The 20,089-nt window shown below is 62.9% G+C and carries 22 protein-coding genes; 13 read left to right on the top strand and 9 right to left on the bottom strand.

Translation table 11 applies throughout. The features are described from left to right. The first annotated feature begins 297 nt into the window (after nucleotides 1-297). Nucleotides 298-1,488, top strand: a complete 1,191-nt coding sequence (nhaA, locus tag FJ424_RS00650) for a Na+/H+ antiporter NhaA (RefSeq protein ID WP_140650362.1) — start codon at nucleotides 298-300, stop codon at nucleotides 1,486-1,488. 52 nt (nucleotides 1,489-1,540) lie between these two features. Here nhaA and FJ424_RS00645 read toward each other — a convergent pair whose 3' ends face one another. Then, complete coding sequence (locus FJ424_RS00645; RefSeq protein WP_164772367.1) at nucleotides 1,541-2,041, bottom strand: MmcB family DNA repair protein; 501 nt, start codon at nucleotides 2,039-2,041, stop codon at nucleotides 1,541-1,543. 114 nt (nucleotides 2,042-2,155) lie between these two features. On the opposite strand from FJ424_RS00645, the gene FJ424_RS00640 reads away from it, so the two are divergent. Genes FJ424_RS00640 through FJ424_RS00625 form a run of 5 tightly spaced genes read left to right on the top strand, consistent with a single transcriptional unit; the run spans nucleotide 2,156 to nucleotide 4,983 of the window. After that, nucleotides 2,156-3,079: an IS1595 family transposase gene (locus tag FJ424_RS00640; protein ID WP_140650359.1), complete on the top strand. Its 924-nt coding sequence runs from the start codon at nucleotides 2,156-2,158 to the stop codon at nucleotides 3,077-3,079. After that, nucleotides 3,076-3,774, top strand: a complete 699-nt coding sequence (locus FJ424_RS00635; RefSeq protein WP_140650356.1) for a DUF433 domain-containing protein — start codon at nucleotides 3,076-3,078, stop codon at nucleotides 3,772-3,774. Before FJ424_RS00640 ends, FJ424_RS00635 begins: the two co-directional genes overlap by 4 nt. Continuing rightward, a complete protein-coding gene (locus FJ424_RS00630) occupies nucleotides 3,771-4,361 on the top strand; it encodes a hypothetical protein (protein WP_140650353.1) in 591 nt (196 codons plus the stop codon). Before FJ424_RS00635 ends, FJ424_RS00630 begins: the two co-directional genes overlap by 4 nt. Beyond that, nucleotides 4,336-4,503: a hypothetical protein gene (locus FJ424_RS33365; RefSeq protein ID WP_181167166.1), complete on the top strand. Its 168-nt coding sequence runs from the start codon at nucleotides 4,336-4,338 to the stop codon at nucleotides 4,501-4,503. Before FJ424_RS00630 ends, FJ424_RS33365 begins: the two co-directional genes overlap by 26 nt. Further along, a complete protein-coding gene (locus FJ424_RS00625) occupies nucleotides 4,504-4,983 on the top strand; it encodes a hypothetical protein (protein WP_140650350.1) in 480 nt (159 codons plus the stop codon). It abuts the gene before it with no gap. A gap of 75 nt (nucleotides 4,984-5,058) precedes the next feature. Here the strand turns inward: FJ424_RS00625 and FJ424_RS00620 are convergent, their stop codons facing one another. Then, complete coding sequence (locus tag FJ424_RS00620; RefSeq protein ID WP_140650347.1) at nucleotides 5,059-5,274, bottom strand: hypothetical protein; 216 nt, start codon at nucleotides 5,272-5,274, stop codon at nucleotides 5,059-5,061. Between the two features lie 150 nt (nucleotides 5,275-5,424). On the opposite strand from FJ424_RS00620, the gene FJ424_RS00615 reads away from it, so the two are divergent. Further along, on the top strand, nucleotides 5,425-5,895 hold the full coding sequence (locus FJ424_RS00615) for a nucleoside deaminase (RefSeq protein ID WP_140650344.1): 471 nt from the start codon (nucleotides 5,425-5,427) through the stop codon (nucleotides 5,893-5,895). Between the two features lie 13 nt (nucleotides 5,896-5,908). Here FJ424_RS00615 and cueR read toward each other — a convergent pair whose 3' ends face one another. Then, entirely contained in the window at nucleotides 5,909-6,298 is a 390-nt protein-coding gene (gene cueR / locus FJ424_RS00610; protein WP_140650341.1) for a Cu(I)-responsive transcriptional regulator, read from the bottom strand. Nucleotides 6,299-6,524: 226 nt separating this feature from the next. On the opposite strand from cueR, the gene FJ424_RS00605 reads away from it, so the two are divergent. Continuing rightward, complete coding sequence (locus FJ424_RS00605) at nucleotides 6,525-7,142, top strand: L,D-transpeptidase (RefSeq protein WP_140650338.1); 618 nt, start codon at nucleotides 6,525-6,527, stop codon at nucleotides 7,140-7,142. Between the two features lie 158 nt (nucleotides 7,143-7,300). On the opposite strand, the gene FJ424_RS00600 is transcribed toward FJ424_RS00605, so the two are convergent. From FJ424_RS00600 to trpS, 3 genes are all read right to left on the bottom strand, one after another. Then, a complete protein-coding gene (locus tag FJ424_RS00600) occupies nucleotides 7,301-7,870 on the bottom strand; it encodes a NifU family protein (RefSeq protein ID WP_140650336.1) in 570 nt (189 codons plus the stop codon). Between the two features lie 184 nt (nucleotides 7,871-8,054). Beyond that, complete coding sequence (locus FJ424_RS00595) at nucleotides 8,055-8,546, bottom strand: universal stress protein (RefSeq protein WP_140647347.1); 492 nt, start codon at nucleotides 8,544-8,546, stop codon at nucleotides 8,055-8,057. Between the two features lie 102 nt (nucleotides 8,547-8,648). Next, on the bottom strand, nucleotides 8,649-9,716 hold the full coding sequence (trpS, locus tag FJ424_RS00590) for a tryptophan--tRNA ligase (protein WP_140650333.1): 1,068 nt from the start codon (nucleotides 9,714-9,716) through the stop codon (nucleotides 8,649-8,651). Nucleotides 9,717-9,950: 234 nt separating this feature from the next. Between trpS and FJ424_RS00585 the strand changes: the two genes are divergently transcribed. Next, entirely contained in the window at nucleotides 9,951-10,196 is a 246-nt protein-coding gene (locus FJ424_RS00585) for a type II toxin-antitoxin system VapB family antitoxin (protein ID WP_095766111.1), read from the top strand. Continuing rightward, a complete protein-coding gene (locus FJ424_RS00580) occupies nucleotides 10,196-10,600 on the top strand; it encodes a type II toxin-antitoxin system VapC family toxin (RefSeq protein ID WP_140650330.1) in 405 nt (134 codons plus the stop codon). The genes FJ424_RS00585 and FJ424_RS00580 overlap by 1 nt, the downstream gene beginning before the upstream one ends. On the opposite strand, the gene murJ is transcribed toward FJ424_RS00580, so the two are convergent. Both murJ and FJ424_RS00570 read right to left on the bottom strand, forming a co-directional pair. Then, nucleotides 10,575-12,182, bottom strand: coding sequence for a murein biosynthesis integral membrane protein MurJ (murJ, locus tag FJ424_RS00575; protein ID WP_140650327.1), 1,608 nt, complete (start codon nucleotides 12,180-12,182; stop codon nucleotides 10,575-10,577). The two genes, FJ424_RS00580 and murJ, sit on opposite strands and share 26 nt — an antisense overlap. Before the next feature lie 40 nt (nucleotides 12,183-12,222). Then, on the bottom strand, nucleotides 12,223-15,024 hold the full coding sequence (locus tag FJ424_RS00570) for a [protein-PII] uridylyltransferase (RefSeq protein ID WP_140650326.1): 2,802 nt from the start codon (nucleotides 15,022-15,024) through the stop codon (nucleotides 12,223-12,225). Between the two features lie 187 nt (nucleotides 15,025-15,211). Here FJ424_RS00570 and FJ424_RS00565 point away from each other — a divergent pair, with 187 nt between their 5' ends. The 3 genes from FJ424_RS00565 (at nucleotide 15,212) to FJ424_RS00555 (ending at nucleotide 19,112) form a co-directional block, all read left to right on the top strand. Continuing rightward, entirely contained in the window at nucleotides 15,212-17,716 is a 2,505-nt protein-coding gene (locus FJ424_RS00565) for a heavy metal translocating P-type ATPase (protein WP_140650323.1), read from the top strand. A gap of 41 nt (nucleotides 17,717-17,757) precedes the next feature. After that, entirely contained in the window at nucleotides 17,758-18,147 is a 390-nt protein-coding gene (locus FJ424_RS00560; RefSeq protein ID WP_140650320.1) for a DUF305 domain-containing protein, read from the top strand. Between the two features lie 104 nt (nucleotides 18,148-18,251). Then, nucleotides 18,252-19,112 carry an aldo/keto reductase gene (locus FJ424_RS00555; RefSeq protein WP_140650317.1) on the top strand — a complete coding sequence of 287 codons (861 nt, stop codon included), beginning with the start codon at nucleotides 18,252-18,254 and terminating at the stop codon, nucleotides 19,110-19,112. Between the two features lie 384 nt (nucleotides 19,113-19,496). Here FJ424_RS00555 and FJ424_RS00550 read toward each other — a convergent pair whose 3' ends face one another. Next, nucleotides 19,497-20,066: a TetR/AcrR family transcriptional regulator gene (locus FJ424_RS00550; RefSeq protein ID WP_140650314.1), complete on the bottom strand. Its 570-nt coding sequence runs from the start codon at nucleotides 20,064-20,066 to the stop codon at nucleotides 19,497-19,499. Nucleotides 20,067-20,089 lie beyond the last annotated feature (23 nt).

The raw sequence follows: 20,089 nt of genomic DNA, 5'->3' as shown, positions 1-20,089 counted from the left end.
GGAGCGGGAGCGAAGCGGACGCGGAAACCCGAGGATCCATGCCGTGACCTTGGCCGGAGGATGCAGCGGAGCAGAATTCTGCGCCGTCGGCACCGCTCCGATGTAACGGAATGGATCCTCGGGTCTTCGCTGCGTCGCTTCGCTCCTTGCTTCGCCCGTGGATGACGAAGAGACGGACGTTTCGGCCAATTTTCGAAGCATCGGCTGCGGTGTCGCCCGTAAGCCTTGCATCGCCACTGACGTTGCGCATCATTGGACCACAGATTCCCGGCCAACAGGCTAGGTTAGCGAGGCACCATGCAAGACGAACGGCCGAAATCGATCCTGCGTGAATTCCTCGACGGCGAGGCCGCTGGCGGCATCATCCTGATGGTGGCTGCAGCCCTTGCGCTGATCGTCGCCAACTCGCCTTTGGCCACAACCTATTTCGCCGTCCTGCACGCCTATCTCGGACCGCTCAGCGTCTCGCATTGGATCAATGACGGGCTGATGGCTGTGTTCTTCCTGCTGGTCGGGCTGGAGATCAAGCGCGAGATGCTGGATGGTCAGCTCTCGACCTGGCCGCGCCGGGTGCTGCCCGGCATCGCCGCCGCCGGCGGCATGCTGGTTCCGGCGCTGGTCTACGTCGCCGTCAATCGCGACAATGCGGCCGCGCTTTCCGGCTGGGCGATCCCGACCGCCACCGACATCGCCTTCGCGCTCGGCGTGCTTTCGCTGCTCGGCAGCCGCGTGCCGGCCTCGCTGAAAGTCTTCCTCACCGCTCTCGCCATCATCGACGACCTCGGCGCCGTCATCATCATCGCGCTGTTCTACACCAGCGGCCTGTCGCTCGCCTATCTGGCCGCCGCCTTTGTCGTCATCGCCTTGCTGGTCGTGCTCAACCGCATGCGGGCCATGAAGCTCTGGCCGTATCTGGTGCTCGGCGCGCTGCTGTGGGTGCTGGTGCTGAAGTCGGGCGTGCACGCCACGCTCGCCGGTGTGGCGCTGGCGCTCACCATCCCGCTCGAACGCTCTCCCGGCATCAGCCACGATCTCGAACAGTCACCGCTCCACCGGCTGGAGCACGGCCTGCACAAGCTGGTGCCCTTCCTCGTCATCCCGATCTTCGGCTTCGCCAATGCCGGCGTCTCGCTCGGCGGCCTGAGCTTTGCGGCCCTTGTCGAGCCGCTGACGCTCGGCGTCGCCGCCGGCCTGGTTCTCGGCAAGCTGGTCGGCGTCTTCGGCTCCTCGGCGCTCGCGATCCGCTTCGGCCTCGCCGACCTGCCGGTCAATGCCGGCTGGCTGCACATGCTGGGCATTTCGCTGCTTTGCGGCATCGGCTTCACCATGAGCCTGTTCATCGGCCTGCTCGCCTTCGCCAGCGACCCGGCGCTGCAGGACGCGGTGAAGGTCGGCATCCTTGCTGGCTCGTTGGTTGCCGCGCTGCTGGGCGCCGCCATCCTGCTCATGGCGCCGGCGGGCAGCGGAGTGGAAGAAGAAGTGGAATAGGTCAGCTGCAACGCCTATTTCCTCTCCCGCCTAGTGCGGCGAGGAACAGGCGCTACTCGCTCTCGCCATCCAGCGCCGGCACCGCGACGCCGGCAAGCTCGGCCGCCAAGAGCCGCGCGGCGCCCGCGCGGGCAATCCGCAGCATCAGCGCCTTGCGCGTCGCAGCCGCCATGCGGTGCTCTGGTGCATCGCGCAGGATCTCCGCGCCATAGCCGTCGGAAAGGATGAAGCCGCATTCCTCGGGGAAGATGTCCTGGGGAACGCCGGGATGGGTGGCGAAGAAGAAGCGGTCGGAATGCAGCCGGTAGTCCGGCCATTTGCGGTCGACCCTGAAATCCTCGATCGAGGATTTGATCTCGATGATCCAGATATCGCCCTGCCTGGTCAGCGCGACGAGATCGGCGCGCCGCCCTGTGGCCAAAGACAGCTCCGGCAGCACATGCGCCCCCATTTCGGTCAGCAGCCGCTGCACGCCGCGCCGCACCAGCATGGCGCGCTCCGACTGGCGGCCGTCGATCAAAGGGTTGAGGGGAATCGGGGATACGATGGGCATGGATGGCACCATGCCAGATTTTGTTCACGGTTTGAACCCGTTTTCTATGGGCTATTATGTACTTTACAAACACGGGCGGTGTGATACACTGATTTCACGCTAGGAAATCAGTGTATGAGCGTCCTTTCCGAACCGCACTTTCACAACGAAGAAGCTGCTTTCGAGCGGCTAGAAGCGATTGTGTGGCCGGAAGGTCCAGTTTGCCCGAAGTGCGGTAACTGCGATCAGCAACGGATTACGCGCGTCACCGGCGAGACGGCGCGGATCGGCCTCCGCCGCTGCTTAGAGTGCAAAAAGCAGTTCACTGTGAAGGTAGGAACGGTGTTTGAGTCCAGCCATGTACCGCTGCACAAGTGGTGGCAGGCGGCGCACCTTCTGGCGTCTAGCAAGAAGGGTATCAGCGCTCACCAACTGCATCGGACGTTGCAGGTCACTTACAAGACCGCGTGGTTCATGTTCCATCGGTTACGCGAGGCCATGCGCGATGGCGTCCTTTCCCCAATGGGCGGCGAAGGCAAACAGGTCGAAGTTGACGAAACCTACATTGGCCGCCTGAAAGGCACTCCGGTGAAGCGCGGCGGCGGCGCTCACAAGAATTCTGTCGTTACGCTGGTCGAGCGCGGCGGCCGCGCCCGTTCCTTCCATGTCGATACCGCTCGCATCGGCACCGTTATGCCGATCGTTCGCGACAATATCGCCAAGGAAAGCGCGTTGATGACGGATGAGGCTCAAATGTATCGCCGCGTGGGCCAGGAATTTGCCTCTCACGATTTCGTCACACATTCCAAGGATGAATACGTTCCCGGCAGCGTTACGAACACGGTCGAAGGCTATTACAGCATCTTCAAGCGCGGCATGAAGGGCGTTTACCAGCATTGCGGCGAGCAGCACTTGCACCGCTATCTGGCAGAGTTCGATTTCCGCTACAGCAATCGCATCGCGCTTGGCGTCGATGACAACAACAGGACGGTAAAGGCTATGGCTGGCATCGTTGGAAAGCGGCTGAAGTACCGGGACTCGTCGGTAGGCGTCCCGTGACCATACACACCCATACCCCTGATCTCCTTGTCGGCGGAATCTTTACCGTTCCAGAGACGGCAGGCTTGGTGGACGCCCCTCAGGCGGACGTGCGGATTTGGGTGAACGGCAAGAAGGGACGCCAGCAGCCCGTCATCGAAAATCAGCTTGGATTGGTGAACGGCAAGGTAGCTGTCAGCTTTACCAATCTGATGGAACTCCGTTTTGTCGCGCGGTTTTCCAACGCTGGTGTTCGCCTAAACGAAATTCGCTCCATCATGCAGGAAGCGCGGGATACGCTCGAACATCCGCATCCGTTTGCGGCCAGGATTGTGTTCCAGACTGATGGCAGGAGGATAGTTGCGACCATCACTAGAAAGCGCGGCGTCGAGCTTATCTATGAGGATCTGAAAACCAAGAATTTCGAGCTGCCAGCGATCATTGCGCCCTCCTTGAAAGAGGACGTGATGTTCGATCCGCTCGGCAACATGATCGCTTGGTATCCTCGCAAGCATATTGCACCGAACGTCATCGTTCACCCGCGCTTTTCTTTCGGAAAACCAGTCCTACAGGATAGCCGCATTCCGACCGAAACCTTGGCGGTTGCGGTCAAGGCGGAAGGCAGTGTCCGCGCGGTCGCTGATCAGTTCGAGATACCTGAAAAGCAAGTCAGGGAAGCTGTACGCTTCCAAGCTGACTTGCGGCAGGCGGCTTGAAGGTCGCCTTTGATGAAAATATGCCAGCCGCAATGGTGCGGGTCTTCCGGTCATTCCACAAAGAACGCAGCCTAAAGCACATAGTGCAGGGCGTTGTAATCGAGAGCGCGAAGGACTACACGCCGCAGCCGGGTGACGCGGACCATGAGCGTAAAAGCGATGTGCCTTGGATCAGGCGCTACGCCGCTGCCGGTGGAAAGATCATTGTATCTGGCGATACCAAGATGACGACCGTTCCGCACGAACGGCTGGCCTTAGTCCAAGAGGGAATGGTCGTCGTGTTCTTCGCCCCTAAGTGGGGCAACTGGCCTTTCTGTCGGAAGGCCGCTCTCTTGCTACATTGGTGGCCGGCTATCCTCAAACACGTGAGGAAGGCTAAACCTGGTTTCTTTGTAGTGCCATGTGCATGGCCAGACGACGATAAGAAGGTAAAGCTTCGCGAGATTTCGACAGACGACGCGAAGCTGGTTAAGATGCAGCAGCAGATTGCAGAGACGCAGCCGAAGAGAGATGCGCGCAGATTGAAGCGAGAGGCGCCCGACCAAATAGGTATGAAATTCGATGAAACCCAAGAAGAAGCAAGCTGATCAATCTGCAGAGTTCATCCGCGTTGCGCGCGAGCATGGCGCGGACGACGAGAAATCTGCCGCCGACACTCTAATGGGTAAGCTGGCGCGAACACCGCCAGCCCCGAAGCACAAGCCGAAAGAGAAGGCGGGCAAGCGCTAGATGCTCGTCACGAGGTTTAATTGCATAGTGACGGCGATGGCTGCTTGTCTTCCTACGGCCGCAGCGAGTGGTTCCGAAGCCGCGCCCGCCCAGCTCGTAGAGACCTATATCAACCTCTCGGTCGAAAATCCCGAGCAGGCCAAGACGCTCCTGGTGCCGGATGCAGCCGCCATCATATTTGACTACGGTTCGCCTTTGGCAGAGCTTTTCCCAGAATTCGTTAAACTTCTTCCCGGGTCGGATTGTTCAAAGCCGCTCATTCAAACTGAGGGAAAAGCCGCACACGCCACCGGCGTTAATGCAGACGCTGTCATTGTCAGAGTTGAATGGCAGTGCACCAAGCCAACGGAGTTCGTGCTAACGTCAAACGTGTTGCGCTTCGTCGTTGCCCAGCAAAAAATAGCAGCGGTAGCATTTGAAGACCCGCCCGGCTATCCGCCCAGGTTGAACAGTGGGAACGCCAATCCAAACGGTCGCTAGCCGCGATCCTTAAGCGTGAGCCGAGTCCCTCTGTTTGTAAAGTACATAATCGCCTTTCTATGGGCTTCGCTGCACTTATTGCGAGTCGCCCGCCCGGAATTCATCCGCCAGAAGCCTGGCCAGGTGGTCGCGGCTCAGGCTCAATGTCTCTTTCAGGAACCACAGGAAGTTGCGCGGGCCGTCGGTCGGCAAGCCGCTTTCCTCGGCCTGGGTGATAACCGCGCGCTGGCGCTCGATCCGCTGTTCAATCTCGCGGATATGCTGCTCGACCCGTTCGATGTCTTCCTGCATGCCCATGGCCCCAGCAATCTCATTGTGCGGTTGTCAAAATAGCACCAAACCGGAAATGGTCGGAGTTCAAAGCCAAGCGGGAGGCTCAAGAGAAGTTTAGTTCTTGCTAATCAAATCCCCTGGCAGCAATCTCACCGTGGAGGAATTCCCATGACCCGCGATCAGATGCTCGCCCACCTCCGGTCCGCTGACGCCGTCGCGCGCGAGGCGGCGGCGCATGGCCATCATCCGTTCGGTTGCGTGCTTGTCGGGCCGGACGATCGTGTTTTGATGCGGCAGGGCAATCTCGACACGGTGCGCCATGCCGAGACGGAGCTCGCCCGCCGCGCCGCAGCGGCCTATGAGCCGGAGTTCCTGTGGCAATGCACGCTGGTCTCGACCGGCGAACCCTGCGCGATGTGCGCCGGCACGATGTATTGGGCGAGTATCGGGCGGCTGGTCTACGGCTTCGAGGAGACCGATCTCCTGGCACTCACCGGGGATCACGCGGAGAATCCGACGATGAACCTCGCCTCGCGCACCGTATTCGACGCCGGCCAGAAGAAGATCGAGGTCTTCGGCCCGTTCCCCGAAATCGCGGACGAACTGCTCGCATCGCACCGCCATTTCTGGAAGCGCTGACAGGCCTCGGACCTCAGGCTGCTCCCGCCATGTCGTCCAGGATCGGGCAGTCCGGCCGGTCATCGCCATGGCAGGCGTGGATCAGTGTCTGCAGCGTCGAGCGCATCGACTGCAATTCGCGCAGCTTCTCCTCGATCGCCCTGACATGGGCGGCGGCGATCTCGCGCACGTCGTGGCTGGCGCGGCCGCGGTCCTGATAGAGCGCCATCAGCTGCCTGCAATCGTCGATTGAGAAGCCGAGATTGCGCGCACGGCGCAGGAAGGCGAGCCGGTGGATATCGTCGCCGGAGTAATCGCGATAGCCGTTCTCGGCCCGCGCCGGACGGATCAGGCCGATCTCCTCATAGTAGCGGATGGTCTTGGCCGGCAGGCCGGAACGCTCGGCGGCATCACCGACATTCATGGCGCTCTCCTCGAACCCAGGCGGCTCTATGAGCCGCCTCATTGATTTTGTTTCACAATCCTGTGAGGCCTGTTGCGGAAATGCCGCAGTTCGGCACTTACCCGCGTGCAAGGTCTTGCATATAGGCAGTGCGCGCTTGGCAAGCAAAAGAAATGCCAGCATGAATGATGACAACAAAGCGGCCGACTCGTGCCGCTGGCATCCAGGCGGGGCATCGGACCTTTTCATGCGCTTGAAGTCATTTGCAATCCTTGCCGCTCTTGCGTTGTCGACCGCGATCAGCGGGTGCAGCACCATCGGTGGGCAAATGTTCACCAACAACTATGGCGCGATGACCGATGCCGGCTATCAGCTGCCGCGCATCCCGATCGAGAAGGTCCCCGCCAGGTACCACCGCCAGGAAGTGCGGTATGACTCGCCGGAGAAGCCGGGCACCATCATCGTCGATACGCAGAACAAGTTCCTCTATTTCATCGAGGGCGACGGCATGGCGATGCGCTACGGCATCGGCGTCGGCCGCGAGGGTTTTGAATGGCACGGCACCGCCCATATCGCGCTGAAGCGCGAATGGCCGACCTGGACGCCGCCCTCGCAGATGATCAAGCGCCAGCCCGAGCTCGCCAAATTCGCCGGCGGCATGGAGCCGGGCCTGAAGAACCCGCTCGGCGCGCGCGCCATGTATCTCTTCAACAAGGGCGGCGACATGGGCTACCGCCTGCATGGCAGCCCGGAATGGTTCTCGATCGGCAAGGCGATGTCGTCGGGCTGCATCCGGCTGATGAACCAGGACATTATCGACCTCTACGACCGCACGTCGGTCGGCGCCAAGGTCATCGTGATGTGATCACGAAGGCCGAGGCCAAAAGCTTTCGCAAGCGGACCGTCTAGGCAACAACAAGACGTCCAAAAACAGAAAACCGGGCTGTTGGGGCCCGGTTTTTTGTTTTTGCGTCTTGGATCGGATTTCGCGTCGCCGCCCTGCGCGGCCGGCGAAGTGGATTCTCAGGCGACCTGCTCGACCTGCTGGACTTCCGGAACAAAGTGGCGAAGCAGGTTCTGGATGCCGTGCTTCAGCGTTGCCGTCGACGACGGGCAGCCGGCGCAGGCGCCCTTCATGTGCAGGAACACGGTGCCGTTCTCGAAGCCGCGGAAGGTGATGTCGCCGCCGTCCTGGGCAACGGCCGGGCGCACGCGCGTGTCGAGCAGTTCCTTGATGGTCAGCACCAGCTCTTCGTCGGCCTTGTCGTAGAACTCGCCGGTCTCGCCGGCTTGGCTCGCCGGAGCGGTCGTGGCCATGACCGGCGCACCGGACATGAAATGCTCCATGATGGCGCCCAGGATCGCCGGCTTCAGGTGCTGCCAGTCCGGACCGTCCTTGGTCACGGTGATGAAATCATAGCCGAAGAAGACGCCGGTGACGCCCGGGATCTCGAACAGACGGCCGGCCAGCGGCGAGGCCTCCGCCGCGGCTTCGGCGTTGCGGAAATCGGCTGTGCCTTCGCCCAGCACTTCCTTGCCCGGCAGGAATTTCAGCGTCGCCGGGTTCGGCGTCGATTCGGTCTGGATGAACATGGGTATCTCCAGGCCCTTCCCGGGCCGATAGTTTGGAATAATTCTAAATAGGCTCTATCGGCTGGACATTCAAGCGAAACGCGTCGCCCGAACGGCTGGCTGGCGGAATGTTTTTACCGGGTCCGTCACGGCTTTTGAAATGGTTGCAGTGATCAGGTCGGCGGAGGCCGGGGATTGAGGTGGCTTAAGCTAAGCTGTCGATCTCCTCGTCGGACAGATTCTGCGGCACCACCGTGACTGGAATGGGGAAGGCCGCTCCCCGGCCCGCAACCGCGCTGACCAGTGGTCCAGGGCCTTCCTTGCCGGCGCCGGCTGCCAGCACCAGGATGGCGATGTCCTGGTCTTCCTCGATCAGCTTGTGGATTTCTTCCGTGGGCTTGCCTTCGCGCACGACCAGCTCCGGTTCGATGCCGAGCTTCTGGCGCACCTTGTTCGCATAGCCGTCGAGCGCTGCGCGCGCCGTTGCATTCGCTTCCTCGCGCATGATCTTCTCGACCCCCAGCCAATGCTGAAAATCGTCCGGCACGATGACATAGAGCAGCACCAGCACGCCGCTGGTGCTTTGCGCCCGCTTCGAGGCATAGGCGACTGCGCGCTCGCATTCCGGCGTATCGTCGATGATCGTCAGGAATTTCCTGCGATGGCCGGCTTCGCGGCTGAGGCGTTTGGAGACCATGTCTATCTGCTCGGTATGGTTCGGCCGCAATCTGCCACTGCGGCCGACCGGCGGCAAGCCGCCGGCTGGCGCGGCAATGGTCCTATGGGACCAACTCGTCGGTCAGTCCTGCAACAGGCCGATAATGTCACGCACCGTCTTCATCGTGCCCTCGGCGATGGCGCGGGCGCGGTCGCCGCCATCCTTGAGCACGGCGTCGACATAGGCGCGGTCGCCCTCGATGCGGCGCATCTCGGAAGCGATCGGCGCCAGCTTCTCCACGGCAAGGTCGGCCAGAGCCGGCTTGAACACGGAGAATTGCTGACCGCCATATTCCTTCAGCACGTCTTCCTTCGAGATCTCGGCGAGACCGGCATAGATGCCGACGAGGTTTTCGGCCTCGGGCCGGCTTTCCAGCCCGTCGATCTCGCTCGGCAAGGCCTCCGGGTCGGTCTTGGCCTTGCGGATCTTCTTCGAGATGGTGTCGGCATCGTCGGTCAAATTGATGCGCGAGAGATCCGACGGATCCGACTTCGACATCTTCTTCGAGCCGTCGCGCAGGCTCATGATGCGCGCCGCCGGACCACCGATCACCGGCTCGGTGATCGGGAAGTAACCGTTCACCGTCTCTTCGCCGACCTGCATTTCGACGCCGACGCCGAGCGCTGCGATCTTCTCGGAGAAGTCGTTGTTGAATTTCTGCGCGATATCGCGGGTGAGCTCCAGATGCTGCTTCTGGTCCTCGCCCACCGGCACATGGGTGGCGCGATAGAGCAGGATGTCGGCAGCCATCAGGCTCGGATAGGCGAGCAGGCCGAGCGAGGCGTTCTCGCGGTCCTTGCCGGCCTTGTCCTTGAACTGCGTCATCCGGTACATCCAGCCGATGCGCGCCACGCAGTTGAAGATCCAGGCGAGCTCGGCGTGCTGCATGACCCGCGACTGGTTGAAGACGATGTGCTTCTTCGGGTCGATGCCGGAGGCCAGGAACGCCGCGGTGATCGACCGCGTCTGGTCGCCCAGGTCCTGATGCACCAGCTGCGCCGTCAGCGAATGCAGGTCGACGACGCAGTAGATGCAGTCGGACTGTTCCTGGAGAGCGACGAATTTCTTGATGGCGCCGAGATAGTTGCCGAGATGCAGGTTGCCGGTCGGCTGGACGCCCGAAAAGACGAGTGGCTTGAAGGCGGACATGAATTCCTCATGGCTTGTGGAGGGCCGTATAAGCATGATTCCAAAAAGTTGCAGACGTTTTGGAGCCAATCACACGGCTGGAAACCGCGCGCGGCGAAAGTCTTGCGACGGCGCGCTTATGGACGAAGCCGGCCGCGCGATCAAGAGGCGCGGACCGAGCTGGCATGGCTCATCGGTACGTTGACATTGCCACGCATAAGCTACATCTTTCTAACTACATAAAGGAATGTAGCGATGACTATCAACATCAACAACAAGGAAGCCGACAGGCTGACGCGCGCTTTCGCCAAAGCTGAAGGGGTAGGCATCACCGAGGCAATCGTGATTGCCATGCGCGAGGCCCTGGAGCGGCGGCGCAATCGCGAGACGCCACTGGAAACGGCGGCGCGACTGCGAGCCGAGTTTGGAATCAAGCTTAGCGAACAAGCGCGCAAACCGTTGCCGCAGTCCGTTTATGATGAACTTTCCGGCGACGACTGATGTTTGTCGACGCAGCAGCCATCGTCGCGATCCTGAGCAACGAGACGGAAGCCGAGCGATGCGCGCAGGCCGTCATGGAGGCATCGGCACCGTTCACGTCGGCGATAGCCGTTTGGGAGGCCGCGATGGCGCTCGCGCGACCAGAAAAGCTGGCGATTCCGGTCGCAAGAAGCGCGGAGATTGTAGCTCGCTTTCTAGAAGAGCGGGCAATTGCCTTGCGCGAGCTTCCGCCTGCACCCGAGGCAACATCCCTATCCATCGAGGCCGCTTCGCGGTTTCGCAACAATGCTGTCCGCCTAAACATGGCGGACTGCTTCCACTACGCTTGCGCGCGATACTACGCCGTTCCGATGCTTTCCACGGCCAATGAATTCCGGCTCACGGATCTGGAGACTGTTCCCTGACGGGTGGTGGCGCCTTGGGTGAACGACGTTTCACATTGCGCCGGACCATGCCGAAATCGGCGCCGCCGGTGCCGAAGGCGGCGATGAAGTAGAGCGCGGCGCCCCCGGCGACAAGGCCAAGCACCGTCGTCGCCTTCACCACGAGCGGCGAGCCAGGTCCAATCTGTATGGCAAAGTGGCGCTCCGCGAAGTAAAGCGCCACGGCCATGATTACGGCGGAGAGCACCAGCCGGGGAATGCGTCTCAAGAGCGGCACGTCGCGGCCCCAATGGCCGCGCCTGATCAGCATGCCGAGCAGCATCAGCGCGTTGACCCAGCCGGCGACGGCCGAGGCCACCGCGATGCCAGGCGCGCCCATCGACGGGAACAGGGTCAATGCCGTGGCGACATTCACGCCGACCGAGATGGCGGCAAAAATCATCGGTGTCCGGGTGTCCTCGCGTGCGAAATAGCCGGGCGTGAACGCCTTGATCAAAACGAAGGCGGGCAGGCCGAGGCCGAAGATCGCCAGGATCGAGGCGACGATCGGCGTCGAGTGGTTGGCGGCGAAGGCGCCGCGCTCATAGACCAGCCGCACGATCGGTTCCGACATCACCCAGAGCGCGGCTGCCGCCGGCAAGGTCATGAACAAGGTGAACTCGACCGAGCGGTTCTGCAGATTGGCGGCCTCGATCAGATTGCCCGATTTCAGCGCCCGCGACAGTTCCGGCAACAGCACGATGGCGACGGCCACGCCGACGACGCCGAGCGGGAGCTGGTAGATGCGATCGGCATAGGCGAGCGACGACACCGCGCTGTTCTGCGCCGAGGCGATCGCCGTGCCGATCAGCTGGTTGATCTGGGTGATGCCGCCGGTGATCGCCGCCGGCAGCGCCAGGATCAGCAACCTCTTGACGTTGGGCGTCATCTTCGGCCAGCGGAAGCCGATCGAGATGCCGGCATTGCGCACCGCTATCCAGACGATGGCAAGCTGCACGATGCCTGCGGCCAGCACGCCCCAGGACAAGCCGAAACCGACATCACGCGCGTCCAGCCCGTGATACCAGGCATAGGCGAGCACGCCGATCAGGATGATGTTGAGGAAGGCGGGCGCGATCGCCGCCGCGAAATAGCGGCGCAGCGAGTTCAGCATGCCGGCCATCATGGCGCCGAGCGACATGCAGATCAGGTACGGGAACATGATCGTCGCAAGCCGGACGGTCGTCTCGAACTTGCCTGGAATGCCGGCAAAGCCCGGCGCCACCAGGTAGCGCACGATCAGCGGCATCGCCAGTTCCATCGCGATTGTCAGTGCCAAAAGCGCCGAAAACAGCACACCGAACACTTCCTCCGAAAAGCGCTTGGCGCCTTCGGTGCCATGCTGCTCGATCTCTTTGGCGAACAGCGGCACGAAAGCGGCGTTGAAGGCGCCCTCGGCAAACAGCCGGCGGAAGGTGTTGGGAAACTGGAAGGCGGCGTTGAAGGCGTCGGCGACCGGTCCGGTGCCGAGTGCCGCCGCCATCAGCATCTCACGGCCGAAACCCAGCGCGCGGCTCATCAGCGTGCCGGAAGCGACGGTGGCGAATTTCTTGACAAGGCTCATGCTGGGGACGACTGCCAGAAAAATTGCGTCAAATGGATGGTCACTCGGCCGCTGCCTTGGCCTTGCCGTTGCGTTCGGACGAATTGCCTTCGAGCGTATCGATCAGCCGCTTGTGGATGGTGGCGGTGCGCGTCGGGCTGTCGATCTTCAGTCCGGTCAGGTCGGTGACGTAAAACGTGTCGATGACCTTCTCGCCGAAGGTGGTGATATGCGCCGAGGCGATGTCGAGCGACAGGTCCGACAGCGTCCCGGTGATCTCGGACAGCAGGCCCGGCCGATCCAGCCCCTCGACCTCGACCACCGAAAAGCGGTTCGACAGCGTGTTTCGGATCTCGGCGCGGGGCGGAATCCTGAAAGCCTTGGCGCCGCGCTTCGGCTTGGTGCGCTTCTCGATCATCTCTGGCAGCCAGCTCTTGCCGGACAGCACGTCCTCGATCAGCCGGCCGACCCGCTCGGCGCGCCGGCGCTCGTCCTCGTCGAGGTCGAATTCCCTCGAGATCAGGATGGAGTCCAGCGCCCGCCCGTCCGAGGTGGTGAAGATCTGCGCGTCGACGATGTTGCCGCCGGCCGCGGCACATGCCCCGGCGATGATCGAAAGCAGGCGCGGATGGTCCGGCGCCAGCACGGTGATCTCGGTCACCGCTTCGAACTCATGCGTCTTGACCATGGTGGCGAGCTTCTTGCCTGCCGCATCCGCCTCGCGGACGAACTCGGCGTGCCGCAACTGGTCGGGCAGATCGACGGTGAGCAGATAGTTCTCGTAGTGCAGGGCGACGTAGCGTTTGCGCTCCTTCGCCGGCCATGCCGCCAGCGCCTCGGCCAGCCGCTCGCGCGCCGCCGTCGTGCGCTCGGCGCGCGACACCTCGGAAAAGCCGCCGGTCAAAAGCAGCTCAGTCTCGAAATAGAGTGTGCGCAGCAGCTGGCCTTTCCAGCCATTCCACACGCCCGGCCCGACGCCCCTGATGTCGCAGACGGTGAGGATCAAAAGCAGCTTCAGCCGCTCGACCGACTGCACGATGGAGGCGAAATCCTCGATCGTCTTGCGGTCGTTGAGGTCGCGCGTCTGCGCCGTCATCGACATCACGAGATGGTTCTCGACCAGCCAGGCGACGGTCTCGGTGTCGGCCGCCGACAATCCCATATGCGGACAGATGCGCCGCGCGATCCTGGCCCCGGCTTCCGAATGGTCCTCCGGCCGGCCCTTGGCGATGTCGTGCAAAAGCACGGCGACATAGAGCGCCTCGCGGCTCTTCTTCAGTCCCGGCATCAGCGTATGCGACAGCGGATGCACCTTCGCGCCGTCGCCGCGCTCGATCTCGGCCAGCACGCCGATGCAGCGGATCAGATGCTCGTCCACCGTATAGTGGTGGTACATCGAGAACTGCATCATGGCGACGATCTTGCCGAAGTCCGGGATCAGCCTGCCGAGCAGCCCGGCCTCGTTCATGCGCCTGAGATTGAGCTCGGCATTGCGGTCCGAGGTTAGGATGTCGAGGAACAGCCGGTTGGCTTCCTCGTCGCGCCGGAGCGACTTGTTGACGAGCCCGAGCGAGCGGGTGAGCAGCTTCAGCGCGTCGGGGTGGAACTCCAGCCCGTGCTTGTCTGCGAACCAGAACAGCCTGAGCAGGTTGACCGGATCACGCTCGAACACGCTGTCGTCGGCGATGTTGATGCGGTGGTTGTCGACGATGAAGTCGGAGGTACCGGCAAGCTTGCGCTTGCGCCGCGAGAAGGTGAGGAAGATGCGGTTGAAGCCCGGCACGTGCTTGGCCTGCTCTTCCTCGAGCGCCGCGCAGAAGATGCGGGTGAGGTCACCGACATCCTTGGCGACGAGGAAATAGTGTTTCATGAAGCGCTCGACCGCCGACAGGCCGGGATGCGTCGTATAGCCCAGACGCTCGGCGATCTCGCGCTGGATGTCGAAATGCAGCCGCTCCTCCGCCTTGCCGGTGAGGAAATGCATGTGGCAGCGCACCGCCCACAGGAAATCCTCGGCCTTCTGGAATTCGCGATATTCGGCCTCTGTGAAGACGCCCTTCTCGACCAGCTCCTCGCCGGTGCGCACGCGATAGAAATATTTGCCGATCCAGAACAGCGTCTGCAGGTCGCGCAGGCCGCCCTTGCCGTCCTTGACATTGGGTTCGACCAGGTAGCGGCTTTCGCCGGCCTTGGCGTGGCGCTCGTCGCGCTCGGCAAGCTTGGCCTGCACATATTCCGGCCCGGTGGTGCGCACCACTTCGTGGTCGAAGCGGGTGAGCAGCTCTTCATAAAGCTTCTGTTCGCCCCACAGAAAGCGCGCCTCGAGGATCGAGGTGCGGATGGTGATGTCGCTGCGCGAGAGCCTGAGGCACTCGTCGATGTTGCGGGTGGCGTGGCCGACCTTCAGCCCCATGTCCCACAGCATGTAGAGCATGTATTCGACGATCTGCTCGCCCCATGGGGTCTGCTTGTAGGGCAGCAGGAAAAGCAGGTCTATGTCGGAGCCCGGCGCCAGCGTGCCGCGGCCGTAGCCGCCGACGGCAACGACCGCCATGCGCTCGGCCGCGGACCGGTTCTTGACCCGGTAGACATGGGTGGCGGCGAAATCATAGAGCGCCCGGATCAGCTCATCCATCAGATGCGAGAGCCGCTCGGCGCAGGCATTGCCGCCGCCATCCTGCTTGAGCATGGCTTCGGCGATCTTTCGCCCTTCCGCCATCCTGGCCTTGAGCAGCTGGAGGACGGCCGTGCGAACAGCCGGTCCTGAACCGTCGCCGGCGCTCGCCGCCGTCAGCGCGGTCAAGTCGCGGCGCAAGGCGTCGCCATCGATGATTTCGTCGAGTTTGAGGGAGATCTTTGCCATTCGGCGGCGTCTATAGCCTGTTTTCGCGGCGCTGTGTATGGGGCCGGCCGCCGCGTTTTCAGCGGTGAGCAATAGCCAGGATACGCGGCTGCAAGACCAAAGCCGCAAAAGTCGAAACCGGCTCTTGACCTTCCAGTTACTGGAAGGACTACCTCCGCCTCAATTCGAGAATTCCGAGGTATTGCTGATGACCCATTCCGACCACCACCACCATCATGCGCATGGCGGCTGCTGCTGCTCTGCGAAGAATGTCGCGCCCGACACCGAAGCGGTGATTCGCGACCCTGTCTGCGGCATGACGGTCGATCCGGCGGCCGGCAAGCCGACGGCTGAGCATGGCGGCCGCACCTTTCATTTCTGCAGCGAGCGCTGCCGCACTAAATTCCAGGCCGAGCCCGAGGGCTATTTGACGGCCACGGACCCCGTCTGCGGCATGAGCGTCGACCGCGCGAGCGCGAAGCACTTCGTTCGCCATGAAGGGCAGGGCTTCTATTTCTGCTCCCCCGGTTGCAAGGCCAAATTCGAGGCGGAGTCGGCAAAATACCTCGCCGGCCGGCCCGAGCCTCAGCCGATGCCGAAGGGCACGCAGTACACCTGCCCGATGCACCCCGAGATCGTCCGCGACAAGCCCGGTTCCTGCCCGATCTGCGGCATGGCGCTGGAGCCGATGGGCGTGCCGACAGGCGAGGAAGGCCCGAATCCCGAGCTCGTCGACTTCACCCGCCGGTTCTGGGTAAGCGCGGCGCTCTCCGTGCCCCTCCTGACCATCGCCATGGCGCCGATGCTGGGCTTCAGCTTCGAAAACCTCGTCGACGGCCGCGCCAAGACCTGGGTCGAGCTGGCGCTGGCGAGCCCGGTGGTGCTGTGGGCGGCGTTTCCGTTCTTCCATCGCGGTTGGGAATCGATCCTGAACCGCAGCCCCAATATGTGGACGCTGATTTCGCTGGGCGTCGGTGCTGCCTATCTCTTCAGCCTGGTCGCGACGCTGTTCCCGGACGTCTTCCCGCATCAGTTCCGCGGCCATGACGGCGCCGTGCCGGTCTATTTCGAGGCCGCCGCCGTCATCGTGGCGCTGGTCTTTCTCGGCCAGGTGCTGGAGCTCAGGGCCCGCGAGCGCACCGGATCGGCCATCAGCGCGCTGCTCGACCTCGCGCCGAAGACCGCGCGGCTGATCGGCGCCGACGGCGCCGAGAAGGACGTGCCGCTCGACAGCGTCAAGACCGGAGACAAGCTGCGCATCCGCCCCGGCGCCGCCGTGCCCGTCGACGGCACGGTGCTGGAGGGACACTCGGCTATCGACGAATCCATGATCACGGGCGAACCGCTACCGGTCGAAAAGACGGAAGGCGACACGCTCACCGGCGGCACGCTGAACAAGAACGGTTCGCTGGTCATGCGCGCCGAGAAGGTCGGCGCCGAGACCACGCTGTCGCGCATTGTCGAGCTGGTCGCCAAGGCGCAGCGCTCGCGCGCGCCGATCCAGGGTCTCGCCGACCGCGTGTCCTTCTATTTCGTCCCGGCCGTCGTGCTGGTGGCGACCCTTGCCTTCATCGCTTGGGCGATCCTCGGTCCCGAACCGAGCTTGATCTTCGCCATTGTCTCGGCGGTGTCGGTGCTGATCATCGCCTGTCCCTGCGCGCTCGGCCTTGCGACACCGATGTCGATCATGACCGCAACCGGGCGCGGGGCGCATGCCGGCGTGCTGATCAAGGAAGCGGCGGCGTTGGAGCGTTTTGCCTCGGTCGATACGCTGATCGTCGACAAGACCGGCACGCTGACCGAGGGCAAGCCGCGGCTTACCGATGTCGTCGCGGCCGACGGCATCGACGAGAACGAGCTGCTGGGCCTCGCCGCCGCGCTGGAAAAGGGCTCCGAGCATCCGCTGGCCGAGGCGATCGTCGAGGGCGCCGCCGCGCGCGGTCTGAAGCTGGCCGACGCGGTCGATTTCCAAGCCATCACCGGCAAGGGCGTTTCGGGCACGGTTTCGGGCAGGAAGGTCGCGCTCGGCAATGCCGCAATGATGGCGGACCTCGGCGTCGGAACTTCGGCGGCCAATGCCGAAGCGATGCAGGCCGAAGGCAAGACGGCCATGTTCGTGGCCGTCGCCGGCAGGTTCGCCGGCATCGTCGCTGTCGCCGACCCCGTTAAGGCAACGACAGCCGAAGCGATCAAGGCCCTGCATGACAAGGGCCTGCGCATCATCATGGCCACTGGCGACAATGAGCGCACGGCAAAAGCGATCGCCGGCAGGCTCGGCATCGACGAGGTCCGCGCCGGGCTGCTGCCGGACGAGAAGGGCGCGCTGGTCGAGGAATTGCGTGCCAAGGGTGCCGCCGTCGCCATGGCCGGCGACGGCGTCAACGACGCGCCGGCGCTGGCCAGCGCCGATGTCGGCATCGCCATGGGCACCGGCGCCGATGTCGCGGTCGAAAGCGCCGGCATCACGCTGATCAAGGGCGACCTCAACGGCATTGTGAGGGCACGTACGCTGGCTCAGGCGACGATCGGCAATATCCGCCAGAACCTGTTTTTCGCCTTCCTCTACAACGTGCTTGGCGTGCCGGTGGCGGCCGGCGTCCTTTACCCGCTCACCGGCATGCTGCTGTCGCCGATGCTCGCGGCGGCGGCGATGAGCCTGTCGTCGGTGTCGGTCATCGCCAATGCCTTGCGGCTGAGAACATTGAAACTGTGAGCAAAGCCCCCAGATACGCTATCCAACAGAAGGAGACCTGAATGACCTTGGCCAAGAAAATCGTGCTGCTGCTGATGGCCGCAGGAATGCTGCTTGCCGTCTTCCTCGAAAGCGTGCCGGCTTCGTCGGAAGAGATGAAGCATGACATGTCCAAGATGGCGATGGGTGCCCAGAGCCCGGCCACCGTCGGCTACGAGGCCGCGATGAAGAAGATGCACAAGGACATGATGATCAAATACACCGGCAATGCCGATGTCGATTTCGTCCGCGGCATGATCCCGCATCATCAGGGCGCCATCGACATGGCCAAGGTCGTGATCGCCAACGGCAAGGATCCGGAAATCCGCAAGCTCGCCGAAGGCGTCGTCACGGCGCAGGAAGCCGAGATCAAGGAGATGCAGGACTGGCTCGCCAAGCATCCGGCGAAGTAGCCGCTGCGGAAATCCGGGCGGCCAGGTATCCAGGCGGCCACGAGCCTTCGGTCTGGATTTCCGGCCACGGCTGTGCTGCGGTCCGGCCTCACGCGGAGAAAGCCATGCCCCCGTCAATCAACCGCTCGTCGATCAGAACCCTGAAGCTGCCGTCCGGCGAAGCCGTTCCGGTGCTCGGCCAAGGCACATGGAAAATGGGCGAGGATCGACGGCGCCGCGCCGATGAGGTGGCGGCGTTGAAGCTTGGGCTCGATCTCGGCATCACGCTGATCGACACCGCCGAAATGTATGCCAGCGGCGGCGCCGAGGAAGTGGTGGCCGAGGCCATCGTCGGGCGCCGCGACGAGACCTTCCTGGTCTCCAAGGTGCTGCCCTCCAACGCCTCGCGCGCCGGCGTGAAGCGCGCCTGCGAGAACAGCCTGAAGCGGCTCGCCACCGACCGCATCGATCTCTATCTGCTGCATTGGCCGGGCAGCGTGCCGCTTTCGGAAACCGTGGAGGCGTTCGAGGCGCTGAAAACGGAAGGCAAGATCCGCCACTGGGGCGTCAGCAATTTCGACACCGACGAGATGGAGGAACTGGTCGGCTTGGACCATGGCGGCGACGTCCAGACCAATCAGGTGCTCTACAATCTGTCGCGGCGCGGCCCCGAATTCGATCTGGCCCCCTGGTGCGCGGAGCGCGGCATACCGTTGATGGCCTATTCGCCGGTCGAGCAGGGCGCGCTGGCTCACAATACCCGGCTGGAAATCGTCGCTGCCCGCCACAACGCCACCGCCGCGCAGATCGCGCTTGCCTGGGTGATGATGCAGGACGGCGTCATCGCCATCCCGAAGGCCGGTCGCCAGGAGCACGTGCGCCAGAACGCCGCCGCGCTTGACATCAAGCTGACGCCGCAGGATTTCGCCGATCTCGACCGCGCCTTCCCGCCGCCGACGCGTAAGCGTGGGCTGGAAATGATCTAGTTCCCTTGAACAGGCATTTTGATCGGTCACCTCTGTTTGCGTTCGCAGACGGCATACCTTGGAGATTGGCCGAAACGCCCATCGCGATCGTCATTCTAGGGCGGAGCAGGAGCGAAGCTCCGTCGCGAAGACCCAAGAATCCATGCCGGTACCTCAGCCGAAGAATGCAGCGGAGTAGAAGTTCTGCACCGTGAGCGGCGCTCTCACGTCACGGAATGGATTCTATGGTCTGCGCCGCGTCGCTTCGCTCCTTGCTCCGCCATAGAATGACGAGGCTGGGACGGTGTCAACCAAACCCCGGCGTTTGCTGATTTCACGCAAATCAACGGAAAATCTTGCACCAGGGCAAACGGCAACCCTTCAAAATCCCTGGGAGGATCCGCCCTAGACCTTGGCCGGAATCCCAAGCCGCGTGCGCAGTCGCCGCAATGCCCTTGAAAACACATCGAGGTCATTGGCGGCGCGGGCCAGCGTGAGCGCGCCCTGAATGGCGGCGACGGCTTCCTCGGCCAACTCGCTGGCCTCGCCCGGTCGGTGCCCGGATCGCGCCAGCGCATCGGCGAGATGCGTGACCCATCGGCCGAAATAGTCTCTTATCTGGTCGACGAACAGGTCGCGCGATTCATCCAGCGCGAAGGCGCCGATCAGGCAAACGCGCCGTCCCGAGCGGAAATAGCTGTCCGTCGCCGCGAGCATCCGTTCGATCCCTGCCAGCGGATCGGTGCTGTCGCGCAACGGCGCGAAGACATTGTCCTCGAACCAGCCGTCGATATGGGCAATGACAGCCCTCGCCATCTCCTCCTTGCCGCCGGGGAAGAAGTGGTAGAGGCTTCCCTTGCCGAGCCCCGTCGCCTCGCCGATCAAGGACAGGCTGGCGCCTTCATAACCATGCTCGCGGAAAACTTCCGCAACGACCCCCAGCAGCTGATCGCGATCTGGCGCGATGCGCCGCATCCATTCGCCCCCTAGTGCCGGAT

The organism is Mesorhizobium sp. B3-1-8 (assembly GCF_006439495.1).
Classification (GTDB): Bacteria; Pseudomonadota; Alphaproteobacteria; order Rhizobiales; family Rhizobiaceae; genus Mesorhizobium.
Note: the sequence above shows the minus strand (reverse complement) of the source record. Positions and strands in the feature narration are given on the sequence as shown.